The 13597-nt window shown below is 74.5% G+C and carries 13 protein-coding genes; 3 read left to right on the forward strand and 10 right to left on the reverse strand.

Features of this window, described 5'->3' with window-relative positions:
* Window positions 1–1089: methyltransferase domain-containing protein (locus ACFUEL_RS21710; RefSeq protein WP_380238138.1), on the forward strand; the 1089-nt coding region annotated here is incomplete at its 5' end.
* Window positions 1090–1093: 4 nt separating this feature from the next.
* On the opposite strand, the gene ACFUEL_RS21715 is transcribed toward ACFUEL_RS21710, so the two are convergent.
* The 3 genes from ACFUEL_RS21715 to proC all read right to left on the reverse strand — a co-directional run bounded on the left by ACFUEL_RS21715 (window position 1094) and on the right by proC (window position 3951).
* Window positions 1094–2305: an MFS transporter gene (locus tag ACFUEL_RS21715; RefSeq protein WP_380238157.1), complete on the reverse strand. Its 1212-nt coding sequence runs from the start codon at window positions 2303–2305 to the stop codon at window positions 1094–1096.
* Between the two features lie 117 nt (window positions 2306–2422).
* A complete protein-coding gene (locus ACFUEL_RS21720; protein WP_380238140.1) occupies window positions 2423–3112 on the reverse strand; it encodes an HAD family hydrolase in 690 nt (229 codons plus the stop codon).
* Between the two features lie 11 nt (window positions 3113–3123).
* Window positions 3124–3951 (reverse strand): pyrroline-5-carboxylate reductase, encoded by an 828-nt coding sequence (gene proC, locus ACFUEL_RS21725; RefSeq protein ID WP_380238141.1) that lies wholly within the window; start codon window positions 3949–3951, stop codon window positions 3124–3126.
* A 186-nt stretch (window positions 3952–4137) separates the two neighbouring features.
* Between proC and ACFUEL_RS21730 the strand changes: the two genes are divergently transcribed.
* Together ACFUEL_RS21730 and ACFUEL_RS21735 are read left to right on the forward strand one after the other, a co-directional pair.
* Window positions 4138–4563: a hypothetical protein gene (locus tag ACFUEL_RS21730; protein WP_380238143.1), complete on the forward strand. Its 426-nt coding sequence runs from the start codon at window positions 4138–4140 to the stop codon at window positions 4561–4563.
* 62 nt (window positions 4564–4625) lie between these two features.
* Window positions 4626–5819 (forward strand): hypothetical protein, encoded by a 1194-nt coding sequence (locus ACFUEL_RS21735; RefSeq protein ID WP_380238145.1) that lies wholly within the window; start codon window positions 4626–4628, stop codon window positions 5817–5819.
* Between the two features lie 7 nt (window positions 5820–5826).
* Here the strand turns inward: ACFUEL_RS21735 and ACFUEL_RS21740 are convergent, their stop codons facing one another.
* From ACFUEL_RS21740 to ACFUEL_RS21770, 7 genes are all read right to left on the reverse strand, one after another.
* A complete protein-coding gene (locus tag ACFUEL_RS21740) occupies window positions 5827–6348 on the reverse strand; it encodes a hypothetical protein (protein ID WP_380238147.1) in 522 nt (173 codons plus the stop codon).
* A 47-nt stretch (window positions 6349–6395) separates the two neighbouring features.
* Complete coding sequence (gene ilvD / locus ACFUEL_RS21745; RefSeq protein WP_380238149.1) at window positions 6396–8240, reverse strand: dihydroxy-acid dehydratase; 1845 nt, start codon at window positions 8238–8240, stop codon at window positions 6396–6398.
* Between the two features lie 118 nt (window positions 8241–8358).
* A complete protein-coding gene (locus ACFUEL_RS21750; RefSeq protein WP_380238150.1) occupies window positions 8359–9150 on the reverse strand; it encodes a class I SAM-dependent methyltransferase in 792 nt (263 codons plus the stop codon).
* Between the two features lie 64 nt (window positions 9151–9214).
* Complete coding sequence (locus ACFUEL_RS21755; protein ID WP_380238158.1) at window positions 9215–10042, reverse strand: sugar phosphate isomerase/epimerase family protein; 828 nt, start codon at window positions 10040–10042, stop codon at window positions 9215–9217.
* Between the two features lie 340 nt (window positions 10043–10382).
* Entirely contained in the window at window positions 10383–11336 is a 954-nt protein-coding gene (locus ACFUEL_RS21760; protein WP_380238152.1) for a Ppx/GppA family phosphatase, read from the reverse strand.
* Between the two features lie 49 nt (window positions 11337–11385).
* Window positions 11386–12663 (reverse strand): SUKH-4 family immunity protein, encoded by a 1278-nt coding sequence (locus ACFUEL_RS21765; RefSeq protein WP_380238153.1) that lies wholly within the window; start codon window positions 12661–12663, stop codon window positions 11386–11388.
* A partial coding sequence (locus ACFUEL_RS21770) for a toxin glutamine deamidase domain-containing protein (protein WP_380238155.1) occupies window positions 12660–13597 on the reverse strand: 938 nt, incomplete at its 5' end. The genes ACFUEL_RS21770 and ACFUEL_RS21765, both read right to left, overlap by 4 nt.

Here is a 13597-nt window from a genome sequence, read left to right on the forward strand (position 1 = left end):
CCCTTCCCCGTCGCCGCCGCATGGGCGCCGGCGTTCGCCGCCGTGCCGCGTTCGCTGTTCCTGCCGGATCTGGTCTGGGCGCACGACATGGCCACCGGCACCAGCCGGCCGCTCGACCGGGCCGTCGACGAGGGCGGCTGGCTGGCGGCGGCCGCGGCGGACGTGCCGGTCGTCACCCAGTGGGACGACGGCGAGCACCGGGGCACGGAGCCCGGTGCGGTGCCGACGAGTTCCGCCTCGCAGCCGTCCCTGGTCACCGCGATGCTGGACGACCTGCGGGTCGAGCCGGGGATGCGGGTGCTGGAGCAGGGCACGGGAACGGGCTGGAACGCCGCGCTGCTCGCCCACCGGCTCGGCGACGCGAACGTGACCAGCGTCGAGATCGACCGGCAGGTGGCCGCCCGGGCCCGCGCGGCGCTGCACGCCGCCGGCTACCGCCCGCACCTGGTGTGCGGGGACGGCGCGCCCGGCCATCCGCCCGGGGCGCCGTACGACCGGGTCACGGTGACGTACGGGCTGCGGGAGGTCCCGTACGCGTGGATCGGGCAGATCCGGCCGGGCGGGGTGGTGCTGGCGCCCTTCGGTACGCACTACTCGAACGCCGACGCGCTGGTCCGGCTCACGGTGGGCCGGGACGGGAACGCGAGTGGGCCGTTCCTGCGGCCGGTGGAGTTCATGAAGATGCGCTCGCAGCGCCTGCGGTGGCCGGACGCCCCGCCCGCCGGGGGCGCGGTCGCCGAGAGCACCACCACCGTCGTGCTGCCCGCGCACGGCCGGTTCGACCCGTTCCCGTTCGCCGCCGGCCTGCGGCTGCGCGACGTCGTGCACGCCGTCCAGGAGCACGGGGACGGCGGCCGGACGCTGTGGCTGTACTCGCTCACCGTCCCGGCCTGGGCGGCGGCGACCTTCCGCGAGGGCGGGAACGGGCACCGCGTCCGGCAGTACGGCGGCCGCCGCCTGTGGGACGAGTTCGAGCGCGCCCTCGCCTGGTGGCACGGCGCGGGCCGGCCGGGGATCGAGCGCCTCGGGCTCACCGTCACCCCGGACGGGCGGCACGCCTGGCTGGACGAACCCGCCCAACCGATCTGACCGCTCAGGCCGGGGCCTTCGTCGGATCGGGCTGTTCCGCCGGGGCCGGGGCGAAGTGCGGGGCGAGCGGGAGGACGGCGAGGACGAGGAGCATGGGGGCGCAGAAGGCCCAGCGGTAGTTGGAGAACTCGGCGAGGGTGCCGACCAGGGGGGAGCCGATCAGGAAGCCGACGTAGTTGAAGAGGTTGAGGCGGGCGACGGCGGCGTCGCTGGCGTGCGGGAAGAGCCGGCCGCCGGCGGCGAAGACCTGGGGGATGATCGCGCAGATGCCGAAGCCGAGGACGGTGAAGCCGAGGATGCCGCCCCAGGGGCCGGGGGCGAGGACGGCGATCAGGAAGCCGGCGGCGGCGACGGCGGTGCCGGTGCGGACGACGGGCAGGACGGTGAAGCGCTGGACGGCGCGGTCGCCGACGGCGCGGCCGAGCAGCATGGCGACCATGTAGCCGAGGTAGGAGAACTTGGCGAGGTCCTCGGGGCTGTCCAGGCCGTCGGTGAGGTACTTGACGCTGTAGTTGGAGACGGAGGCGTCGGCGATGTAGGCGAAGGCCATCACGGCGCACAGCGGGAGCAGCGGCTTCCAGGGGATGCGGCGGGCGGCCAGCGCGGCGGCTTCGCGGACGGCGTCGCCGAGTTCGGCGGGGCCGGCGAACCAGCGTCCGGCAACGAGCGCGGCGGGGACGAGGACGGCCGCGGCGCCGCCGAAGAGCAGCGGCAGCCCGGTGTCCCAGTGGGCGCCGATCGCGGCGATCGCGGCGCCGACGATGCCGCCGAGGCTGAACGCGGCGTGGAAGCCGATCATGATGCTGCGGCCGTAGCGGTGCTGGAGGCCGACGCCGAGCATGTTCATCGAGGCGTCCAGGGCGCCGACCAGCAGGCCGAACAGGCCGAGGGCGATGGCGAGCTGCCACAGCCGGGAGCCGAGGCCGGTGAGGGCGAGGGTGAGGCAGAGGGCGGGTTGGACGACCCGCAGGACGCCGCGTGCGGTGGTGCGCTTGACCAGCGTCTCGGAGGCGATGGAGCCGACGCCGGCCAGGATCGGGACGGCGGCGAGGAAGAGCGGCAGCATGCCGTCGCTGAGGCCGTAACGTTTCTGCAGGTCGGTGATGCAGGTGACCAGCAGGGCGAAGGTGGTGCCCTGGAGGAAGAAGGAGACGGCCAGCGCGGCCCGCGCCTGCCGGAGCCGGGGGGTGGGTTCGGCCGTGGCCGTGACCTGCATCGGGACCTCGCTCACCACCGACGCTACCGGCCGGTACGCAACTGTTGGGCAGAGCGTAGGCGGTCGGCGGCGCCGACGGGAGGGGGACGGAGGGATCAGTTCGGCGGCGGCGCGGGCTCAGTCCGGCAGCAGGGCGATCGCCTCGTCCAGCGTGCCGAGCAGGCCGGTCGCCCCCGCCGAGGTGAGCTTGGCCGGGTCGGTGAGCGCCGCGTAGCCGTAGACGTCCATCCCGGCGGCGCGGGCGGCCAGCACGCCGTTACGGCTGTCCTCCAGGACCAGGCAGCGGGCCGGGTCGGCGCCCATGGTGCGGGCGGCGTGCAGGAACAGGTCGGGGGCGGGCTTGCCGACGCCGACGTCCTGGGCGGAGAACAGCAGCTCGTCGGTGAAGTAGCCGGACAGGCCGGTGAGGCGGTGCGCGGTGCGGATCCAGGAGTGGTGGGCGGAGGAGGCGACGCAGTAGCGGACGCCGTGCTCCTGGAGGTGGGTGAGCAGCTTCTCCGCCCCGGCCACCGGCCGCAGTTCGCGCGCGAAGGCGGCGAACACCCGGTCGTGGAACAGGTCGTCGAAGCCCTCCGGGAGCGCCGCCCCGTACCGCTCGCCGATCACGTCGTGCACGGTGTGCGCGGCGGTGCCCATGAAGTCCCGGTAGGAGTCCTCGACGGTGGTGGGGTAGCCGAGCTCGGTCAGGTACTCGGCGAGCACCCGGTTGGAGATCGGCTCGCTGTCCACCAGCACGCCGTCGTTGTCCAGGATCAGCAGGTCGTAGCCCACGCGGTCGGTCAGGCGGTCGGTCACGGGATCGCTCATGTCGTCCGAGCCTACTTGCCGCCGCCCGCCAGCTCCCGGGAGCGGTCCCGGGCGGCCTCCAGCGCGCCGAGCAGGGCGGCCCGGACGCCGTGGTTCTCCAGTTCGCGGATGGCGGCGATGGTGGTGCCGGCCGGGGAGGTGACCGCCTCGCGGAGCTTGACCGGGTGCTCGCCGGAGTCGCGCAGCATCACCGAGGCGCCGATCGCGGACTGCACGATCAGCTCGTGCGCGACCTGCCGGGGCAGGCCGAGCAGGATGCCCGCGTCGATCATCGCCTCGACCAGGAAGTAGAAGTAGGCGGGGCCGGAGCCGGACAGCGCGGTGGCGGCGTCCTGCTGGCTCTCCGGGACGCGCAGCGCCTTGCCGACCGAACGGAAGATCGCCTCGGTGCGGGCCAGGTGCGCCTCGGTGGCGTGCGAGCCGCCGGAGATCACGCTCATGCCCTCGTCGACCAGGACGGGCGTGTTGGGCATCACCCGGACCACGGGGGTGCCGGGGGCCAGGCGCTCCTCGAACCAGGCGGTGGGGATGCCCGCGGCGGCCGAGACCACCAGCTTGTCGGCGGCCACGTGCTCGGCCAGCTCGTCCAGCAGGGTGCCCATGTCCTGCGGCTTGACCGCGAGGATCAGGGTGTCGGCGAGCTTGGCGGCCTCCGCGTTGGTGACGGTGGTGACGCCGTAGCGGTCGGCGAGCTCGGTGGCGCGCTCGGCGCGGCGGGCGGTGACCAGCACGTCGGCGGGCGAGGTTCCGGCCCGCAGCAGCCCGGAGAGCAGGGCCTCGCCGATCTTGCCCGTCCCGAGGAAGGCGATCTTCTGGCCGGCGGTGGTGCGGTCGCTCATGGTGCGTGCCTCCGTGCGGTGCGGTTCCTGGCCGCCATCTTGCACCGGGAGGCCGCCGCCCCGGCACCGGTGTCCACCCTGCGGGCGAGCCGCCCGCGCCCCGCCCCCGTAGGGGGAATCTCAGGGGCCCGGGCTATGGATTCCGGGCCCGGTCGGGAGCACCGTGGAGGCATGGGACACGGAGAGTTGTCAGGACGTGAGAACCGCCAGGTCGCCGTCGCCGCCGCGACGCTCGGACCGTGGAAGACCGCGGCGGCGGTGGGCACGGTGGTCGGCGGCGCCGCGCTCGCGGTGGACGTGATCACCCTGCACTGGTCGTTGGACATCCTGGCCGGGCCGGTGAGCTGGGCGCTGTTCTCCTTCTTCCTGGTCGGCACGGTGGGCGGCCGGCTGCGCGGCGGCGACCGGCGGCTGCGCCGCTGGGCGGACGCGCACCCGTGGCAGTCCGTGCTCCCGGCCTCCGGGGCGCTGCTGGTGCTGAACACGTTGGCGCTGTGGCTGCTGGGCGACCACGGCCTGTTCGGGGCGCTGTTCACCTCGCTGCTGCCGGCCGGCGCGCTGCTGGCGGTGGCGGGCGTCGTGGGGGCGGTGAAGGCGGCCCGGAAGGACTGACGGCACGTCATGTTTCCCCCCCGTTGTCGGGGGTGTCGGCGGTGGTCGGCATACTTCCGGCCGTGCCGACGAGAGATGCGCCGGGGCCCGACGACAGCGGCCCCGGCAGACCCGACGACCCCTTCGAGGGGCTGGTGCTGGACGAGGAGTTCGTCCGGTCCGCGACGAACAAGGAGGCGTCCGGGCGTTCCCGGATGCTGGCCGAGCGGTGGAAGAGGAACCCGCCGCCGGTGAACGAGCCGTGGCGTCCGGCCACGGAGGTCCGGTCGAAGGGCCGGCAGAGCGGGCCGGAGCGCTCGCACCCGGTGCGCAGCGCGCTGCTGCTGCTCGGGGTGGTGGTGGCCGTTCTGGTCGGACTGGCCGTCACCGACCTCGGCCGCTCGAAGGCGCCGGAGTCCTCCGCGCTGCCCGCCGTGGGCGCGGAGACCGCCCCGCCGAGCAGCGCCCCGCCCACCGTGGACCCGGACCTGCCGACCCCGGAACGCCCCTGGGCGGGTTCGCCCGCCGAGTCCTGGCCGAACGGCATGGACGGTGTCGGCGGCCCCGACAGCACGCCCGCGACGGGCGTGTTCAGCGCGAAGCAGGTGGCCGCGAACGTGGACGCGGTGAAGGCGTACCTGGTCGCCGCCAACCTGGACCCGCAGGTGCTGTCGGGCGGGAGCGTGCAGCCCGTCCTGGACCTGGTGGGCACCCGGGACGCCGAATGGCTGCGCGCGGCGCTGGCCCACCCCGACGCCGAGCACGACCCGGTGAGCTGGGTGAGCCGCTTCGACCCGGCCCGGGCGCTGCCGATCACCGACCAGGTGAAGGTGCAGGGCCGGCTCTCCGTCGAGGGCGACGGCGCGAAGGGCATGCTGGTGCACGCCGACGTCACCTTCGTGTACGCGGTGCGCCCCGGCCCGGACGCCGGGAAACCGGTGCCCGACGGCCTCGGCGCCGGCGCGCGGTCGGCCTCCTGGACGCAGCTGGACCGCAGCCGGGTGGTGGAGCGGGAGATCGTCCGCCGGGAGATGACCTTCCGGTTCTACGACCCGGAGCACTACGACGTGACGCCCGGGAAGCCGGTGCTGGACGAGTTCCGCAGCGAGTTCGACAACAACTGGTGCGAGATGGGCTCCGGCTACCTCCAGCCGGACTTCCTGTCCCTGGGGACGGGCGCGAGCGGTGCGACGCCGACCGGCCCGACCACCGACCCGTACGACCGCACCAAGCCGCTGCCAAAGGACGAGGACTGCCGCCGGATCACCCGCAGCTGACGGCCGCTCAGCCGTGCCGCCGGGCCGCCTTGCGGGCCTCGCGCTCCGCCCTGGCGGCCCGGCGGCGGTGCCAGACGGCGGACTCCTGGTCGTAGACGGCGCGCTTGAGGCCCTCGCCGGGGGCCTCGACCAGGCTGCGGGCGAAGTAGGCGGCCAGGGCACCGGTGGAGCCGACCAGCCAGACGCCGGCCAGTTGCTTCTCCTCGGCCATCCAGCCGGTCAGCGAGTCCCTGCCCTCGGTGAGGATCTTCCAGTTCCGCAGGCCAGCCAGGGCGCAGCAGACGCCGATGGCGAGCATCAGCAGCAGGGTGAGCGGGGCGGCGCCGGAGATCCGGACGCCGGAGACGCCCAGGCGCAGCAGGAGCGCCCCGGCGGCGGTGGCCGCGAGGGCGCCGGCGGAGACCGCGGCGCGGCGCAGCCAGTAGCCGGTGCCGCGCTGGACCCAGGTGGTGCCGAACCAGCGGATCGGCTGGGGGGCGGGCGCCCCGTCCGCGGTGGTGGTCGTTCCCGTCGTACGCGTCGTACTCACGGTCCGATTATCACCACGAACGGGGGCCGCCCCCGGAGCCACGCGCGTCAGCCGAGCTTGGAGACGTCCCGGACGGCGCCCTTGTCGGCGGAGGTGGCCATCGCCGCGTACGCCTTGAGCGCGGCCGAGACCTGGCGGTCGCGGTTCTTCGGGCGGTAGCCGGTCTCGGACTCCAGCTTGAGCCGGCGCTCGTGCAGTTCCTCGAAGGAGACGTCCAGGTTGATGGTGCGGGCCGGGATGTCGATGGTGATCGAGTCGCCGTCCTCGACCAGCGCGATGGCGCCGCCGGAGGCCGCCTCCGGGGAGATGTGGCCGATCGAGAGGCCGGAGGTGCCGCCGGAGAAGCGGCCGTCGGTGATCAGCGCGCACGCCTTGCCCAGGCCGCGGCCCTTGAGGAAGGAGGTCGGGTAGAGCATCTCCTGCATGCCCGGACCGCCCTTGGGGCCCTCGTAGCGGATGACCACCACGTCGCCCTCGGTGATCTCCTTGCGGAGGATCTTGTCGACCGCCTCGTCCTGGGACTCGCAGACCACGGCCTTGCCCTGGAAGCGCCAGATCGACTCGTCCACGCCGGCGGTCTTCACCACGCAGCCGTCCTCGGCGATGTTGCCGTAGAGCACGGCGAGGCCGCCCTCGACCGAGTAGGCGTGCTCGACGCTGCGGATGCAGCCCCCGGCGGCGTCGGTGTCCAGCGACTCCCAGCGCTCGGACTGGCTGAACGCCTCGGCGGAGCGGACGCAGCCGGGGGCGGCGTACCAGAGGTCGACGGCCTCCTCGGCGGCCGAGCCGCCGCGCACGTCCCAGGTCTTCATCCACTCGGCGAGCGAGCCGGAGTGCACGGTGTGCACGTCCTCGTGCAGCAGGCCGCCGCGGTACAGCTCGCCGAGGATGGCGGGGATGCCGCCGGCCCGGTGCACGTCCTCCATGTAGTACGAGCCGTTCGGGGCGACCTTGGACAGGCAGGGCACCTTGCGGGAGATGCTGTCGATCACCCGCATGTCGAAGTCGACCCCGGCCTCCTGGGCGGCGGCCAGCAGGTGCAGGATCGTGTTGGTGGAGCCGCCCATCGCGATGTCCAGCGCCATCGCGTTCTCGAACGCGGCGCGGGTGGCGATGTTGCGCGGCAGCACCGACTCGTCGTCGCCGCCGTAGTAGCGGTCGGTGATCTCGACGACCGTGCGGCCGGCCTGCTCGTACAGGGCGCGGCGGCCGGTGTGGGTGGCCAGCAGCGAGCCGTTGCCGGGCAGCGAGAGGCCGATCGCCTCGGTCAGGCAGTTCATCGAGTTGGCGGTGAACATGCCGGAGCAGGAGCCGCAGGTCGGGCAGGCGTTCTCCTCGATGATCGAGATGTCCGCGTCGGAGACGTTCTCGTTCACCGCCTGGGAGATCGCGTCGACCAGGTCCAGCTTGCGGACGGTGCCGTCGACCAGGGTGGCCTTGCCGGCCTCCATCGGGCCGCCGGAGACGAAGACCGTCGGGATGTTCAGGCGCAGCGCGGCCATCAGCATGCCGGGGGTGATCTTGTCGCAGTTGGAGATGCAGATCAGCGCGTCGGCGCAGTGCGCGTTGACCATGTACTCGACCGAGTCGGCGATCAGGTCGCGCGAGGGCAGCGAGTACAGCATGCCGTCGTGGCCCATCGCGATGCCGTCGTCGACCGCGATGGTGTTGAACTCGCGCGGGATGCCGCCCGCCTGCTTGATCGCCTCGGAGACGATCCGGCCGACCGGCTGCAGGTGGGTGTGGCCCGGGACGAACTCGGTGAAGGAGTTGGCGACCGCGATGATCGGCTTGCCGAAGTCCTCGCGGGCTACGCCCGCGGCGCGCAGAAGGGCGCGCGCGCCCGCCATGTTGCGACCCTGGGTGACCGTGTTGGACCTCAGCTGGGGCATCGTTGCCGCTCCTTCAGGAGACTCTCGGGGGCTGTCGAGCCTACGCCCGCACCGGCCGTCCCCGGACACGGTGTCCGCGATGCGGTCAGTGCGGGCGCCCCCGGCGGACGCCGCGGCGTTACGGCTTCGGCAGCACGAAGACGTCCAGCAGGTACGGCTCGACCACCTGCCCGTCCGGGAACTCGGCGAGCAGCGCCGCCCGCTCCGCGGCCAGGACCGGGGCCCGCTGCTCCGGGGTCAGCACCGCGAAGTACGAGCGGGAGGTCAGGTCGTCGATCACCTGGTCCACCGGGACGGTCCGCTCCCAGCGCAGCCGGGCCGAGCGCACCTCCAGGCCCGAGGCCGTCAACTGATCGGGCCGGGCGTTCCCCCCGCCGGTGTAGTGGTAGGTCGACAGGGCCGTCCTCATCCGCTCCTGCTGGGCGGCCAGCCACGGCACCTCGTAGTCCTTGACGTTCCACCACACCGCGAGCGCCCCGCCCGGACGCAGCACCCGTTGCGCCTCCGGGATCGAGCGCTCCGGGTCGGTCCAGTGGAACGCCTGGGCGTACGCCACGAAGTCCACCGAGGCGTCGTGGAACGGCAGTTCGTCGCCGGCGGCCTTCACCACCGGGATCTGCGGGCTGACCTCGCGCAGCACCGCCGCCATCCCCTCGCTCGGCTCGACCGCCACCACCCGGGCGCCCCGCCCGGCCAGCAGCCTGGTCGCGATGCCGGTGCCCGCACCCACGTCCAGCACGTCGGCGCCGTCCAGCGGACGGCCGGACAGCCGCTCCAACTCGTCGAACAGCTCCGCCGGGTAGGACGGCCGGGCGGCCTGGTACTGCGCGGCCACCGGGCCGAAGGAGTTGGCGTGCGCCTTGAGGTCGTACATCGGGGAGTCCTCCTCGACCGGGGATACGTTGGTCATACGGTCGGACCCTAGAGCCGGACACGCGGCCCGCGCACGGGTTCCTCTGTGGGCGGACGGCCCTTCAGTCACCGGGCCGGGCCGTCGCCAGGTGCAGCCTGGTGAACGCCAGCGCCTCCGCCAGGTCCGCCTCCCGCTCCGCCGGTCCGCCCGACTTGCGGGTGTTCACCTCCAGCACCACGTGCCCGTCGAAGCCCGTCCGCGCGAGGCGCTCCAGCAGCTGGGCGCACGGCTGCTTCCCGCGCCCCGGGATCAGGTGCTCGTCCTTCCCTGACCCCGACCCGTCCGCCAGGTGCACGTGCGCCAGCCGGTCGCCCATCCGGTCCACCAGCTCGAACGCGTCCGTCCTGGACGTCGCCGCGTGCGACAGGTCCACGGTGAAGTGCCGGTACGCCTCGTCCGTGACGTCCCAGCCCGGCGCGTACGCCAGCACCTCGCGGTCCCGGTAGCGCCACGGGTACATGTTCTCCACCGCGAACCGGACGTCCGTCTCCCCCGCCATCCGCCCGATCCCCGCCACGAACTCCTTGGCGTACTGCCGCTGCCACCGGAACGGCGGGTGCACCACCACGGTGTCCGCCCCCAGCCGCTCGGCCGCCTTCCGGGCCCGCACCAGCTTCGTCCACGGATCCGTGCTCCACACCCGCTGGGTGATCAGCAGGCACGGCGCGTGCACCGCGAGGATCGGCACCCCGTGCTCGTCCGAGAGCCGCCGCAGCGCGTCCACGTCCTGGCTCACCGGGTCGTTCCACACCATCACCTCGACGCCGTCGTACCCCAGCCGCGCCGCCAGCTCGAACGCCGTCCCGGTCGTCGACGGGTACACCGAAGCCGTCGACAGCGCCACCTTCGTGTCCGGCACGTGCAGCGCCGGATGCGGCGGCGGCAGCACCGGCCGCTCCAACTTCCGCCGCGCCGCCCTGGCGGCCCGCGCCGCCTTCAACGGCAGGGGGCCGCGCCTCGACCGCCGCTCGTCCGCCGAATCCGCCACGCCAACCAGACTAAGTCAGACCAGGACGAGCCGAGCGAAGCGCACACAGGAGGCACACATCCGGGGCGCGGGGAGACCTGCTGCGCTGAGGCGAAACCGGGGGCGCGGGGAACTGCGCGGGCAACCGAGCACGCACAGCCAGGTCGCGAAGCAGGACGAGCACTTGCACTGTCTCGCAATCCTGCCGGCGTTCACCTCCCGCTTCGCGCAGTTCCCCGCGCCCCCATCTGCACCCAACGCTTCATGCTTCGATCGCGACGCGGTTCTCCTGCCCGTCCAGCGAGTCCAGCCGGCGCAGGATGATGCCCTCGCGCAGGGCCCACGGGCAGATGTCGAGTTCCTCCAGGCCGAAGAGGTCCATCGCCGCGTCGGCGACCAGTGCTCCGGCCAGGAGCTGGCGGGCGCGGCCGGGCGAGACGCCGGGGATCTGGGCGCGTTCGCCCGGTGTCATCGCGGCGAGGCGCGGCAGCCACGCGGACAGGCCGGCCCGGCTGAGCCTGCGGGGGACGCGGACGCCCGCGCCCTCGGGGGCGGCGCCGGTCATCCGGGCAAGCTGCTTGAAGGTCTTGGAGGTGGCGACGGCGTGGTCGGGCGGGCCGAGCCGGGCGAAGTCGCCGACCGAGCCGGCGATCTCGGCGCGGATGTGGCGCCGCAGTTCGCGCAGGTCGCCGGGGTCGGCGATCTCGCCGGGGAGGCGGGAGGTGAGCCGGCCGGCGCCGAGCGGGAGGGAGGTGGCGACGTCGGGCTGCTCGTCGATGCCGCAGGCGATCTCCAGCGAGCCGCCGCCGATGTCGAGGTTGAGCAGCCGGCCGGAGGACCAGCCGAACCAGCGGCGGACGGCGAGGAAGGTGAGCCGGGCCTCGTCCTGGCCGGACAGGACGGTGAGCGCGACGCCGGTCTCGTCCTCGACCCGGCGCAGCACCTCCTCGCCGTTGGCGGCCTCCCGGACGGCGGAGGTGGCGAACGGCAGCAGGTCGACGACGCCCTTGTCCTCGGCGACCCGGAGCGAGGAGGCGACCATCGAGACCAGGCGTTCGACGCCCACCGCGCTGATCGCCCCGTCCTCCTCCAGCAGTTCGGCGAGGCGGAGTTCGGCCTTGTGGGAGTAGGCGGGCAGCGGGGCCGCGCCGGGGTGGGCGTCCACCACGAGGAAGTGGACGGTGTTGGAGCCTACGTCGAGCACACCGAGTCGCATGACCGTCCAACCTAGCCCAACGCGGTGACCAGCAGGGGTGCGGAAAAGGTCACAGCATGCCGTCCCAGAGCTGTTCGACGATCACGGCCCACCAGTTCTCCGGGTCGCGCAGCGCCGTCCGGTCGAGTCCGGCCAGCGCCCACTGGAGTTCGGCGACGGCGGGGCCGGCCTGCTCGGGCGGGAGGTCGAGCAGGGCGGGGCGGCGTTCGGCGTACAGGGCCAGTGAGCGGGTGAAGGCGGTGAGGTCGGCGTTGCAGTAGCGGGCCTCGCAGGTGTCGGGGTCGACGGCGCGGACCCTGCCCTGGGCGGTGTCGACGGTGATCAGCGCCCAGCCGTCGGTGCCGAGCAGGCGCTGGCCGAGCAGGGCGGTGCGGGCGGCGGCGGTGGCCCGGCGGCCGCGGCCGAGCGCGGCGAGGTGCTCGGCGAGGTCGGGCAGCGGCGGGGCGGCCTGTTCGGCGATGCCGTCGGCCTCGGGCAGGTGCAGGGTGAACAGGCCGGGGACCTCGCGGGGCAGCCCGGTGTGCCGCAGCGGGCGGGCGACGGCCTCGGGCAGGTCGGCGGCGAGCGTCTCGGCCTGTTCGAAGCGGCGGGCGCCGTCCTCGCCGAACAGCGCGGCCAGCCGCTTGCCGAGGGCGGTCCCGTCCTCGGGCTGGGCGGGCGGCACGGAGACCGGGAACGGCACCCGGTTGTGGCCGCTGCGGGTGCGGGCCACCAGGGCCCGCACGGCGGCCGCCCGGTGGTCGTGGCGCGGCCCGTACGGCTGCTCGAACTCCAGCCGGACGCCGGGGAGCTGGTCGGCGACGGCCTGCTCGGAGTAGCCGCCGGGCAGCATCGACAGGCGCAGGTCGGTGCGCAGCGCGACCAGGCGGTCGGCCGGGACGCCCTGTTCGGCGAGCTGCTGCCGGGCGCGCAGGGCGGGGTGCGGGCGGCCGTGCGCGGAGTGGACGGTCAGGGAGCGCAGTTGGTCCTTGTCGTCCCGGTAGCTGAGGGTGGCCCGGGTGCCGGGGCCGGTGACCGGCGGCCGGGACGGGTCGTGGCTGCCCGCGCCGAGGCGGTCGCGGTGCAGCTGCTCGACCACCGGCACCGGGACGGACGGGTAGACGACGAGTTCGCCGGTGGCCCGGTCGACCACGGCGCAGGCCGCGCCGATCTCCTCGGGGGCGCGGCGGGCGCCGGTGAGCGGGTCGGTGAGGAGCGGCGCGGGCTCCGGCCAGAGCACCCAGCCGAGGTCGAACTCGTGGCACCTGACAGGCCGTGAACCCTCCTGCGGGAGGTCGCCGTTGACCCAGCGGTGGGCGGTGGCGAGGGCCTGCTCGCGGGTGATCATCGGCTGGTGCTCCCGGTGGTGGTGCGGTGGATGGTGAGCCGGGAACGCGGCGGCGCGGGCTCGGTGGCGGGCTCGGGGCGGTCGGCGTCCGGTCCGCCCGCGCCGACCAGGACCGGCTCGGGCTCCGCCTCGGCGGCCGGCGCCGGGGCGTCCTCCGGGGCGTGCGCCGGGACGGCGACGGTGGCGGGCAGCGGCGCGGTCAGGTCGATCGGCCGGTCGGCGGCGTCCACCGCGATCGCCCACAGGCCGTGGTCGGCCGGGTAGAGCGGGGCGGGCGCGGCGTAGCCGGTCTGGTGGTCGAGGTAGCTGAGCACGCCCTTGTGGTTGACCGCGTTCCAGGTGTGCGAGCGGCCGAACGCGTCGACGGTGAGCAGCACGGCGCGGGTGCCGGTGCCGTGGGCGAGCAGGGCCTGGCCGAGCTTGCCGTGGGCGTCGGGGCCGTCGCCGAGGTCGAGGAAGCGGGTGCCGAGTTCGAGTTCGGCGCGGTCGCGGCCGCCGCGCTCGCCGGCCGGGCCGTCGGGCAGCCGGGGCGCGGCGCAGGTCGGCGTGCCGCCGAGGGTGTCCACGGCGGACAGCGACACGTCCACGCAGTTGTTGGCGCGCCCGCTCTCGGCGGGGCCGCCGCCGTTGAGCACCTCGATCCACTCGCCGACCATCGGGTCCGGCGCGGGCACCGGGGTGCGGCGCACCGCCTCGGCCTGGTGCGCCGGGTCGACCGGGCCGAGCCCGCCGGGCAGGCCGTACGGGCGGCTGTCGGCGAGGACGCGCTCGCGCTCGCCGGCCGCCAGCGGGCCGGCGGCGCCGCCGCGGCGGCCGTAGGCGTACACCACCCCCGCCGCCGACCCCTGCCCGGGGGTGTCCGGCCGGCCCAGCACGGGGGTGGCGGGGGGGGGCCGGCCGGCCACAGGCGGCGCGGGGGTGCCGGGCCCCGGGC

The sequence above is a fragment of the Kitasatospora sp. NPDC057198 genome (genome assembly GCF_042670125.1).
Lineage (GTDB): Bacteria > Actinomycetota > Actinomycetes > Streptomycetales > Streptomycetaceae > Kitasatospora.

Coding starts and splice junctions, on each gene's coding strand:
- ACFUEL_RS21765 (WP_380238153.1), bottom strand. CDS start 12,663: ATGATCACCCGCGAGCAGGCCCTCGCCACCGCCCACCGCTGGGTCAAC.
- ACFUEL_RS21715 (WP_380238157.1), bottom strand. CDS start 2,305: ATGCAGGTCACGGCCACGGCCGAACCCACCCCCCGGCTCCGGCAGGCG.
- ACFUEL_RS21750 (WP_380238150.1), bottom strand. CDS start 9,150: ATGACCAACGTATCCCCGGTCGAGGAGGACTCCCCGATGTACGACCTC.
- ACFUEL_RS21720 (WP_380238140.1), bottom strand. CDS start 3,112: ATGAGCGATCCCGTGACCGACCGCCTGACCGACCGCGTGGGCTACGAC.
- ACFUEL_RS21760 (WP_380238152.1), bottom strand. CDS start 11,336: ATGCGACTCGGTGTGCTCGACGTAGGCTCCAACACCGTCCACTTCCTC.
- ilvD (WP_380238149.1), bottom strand. CDS start 8,240: ATGCCCCAGCTGAGGTCCAACACGGTCACCCAGGGTCGCAACATGGCG.
- proC (WP_380238141.1), bottom strand. CDS start 3,951: ATGAGCGACCGCACCACCGCCGGCCAGAAGATCGCCTTCCTCGGGACG.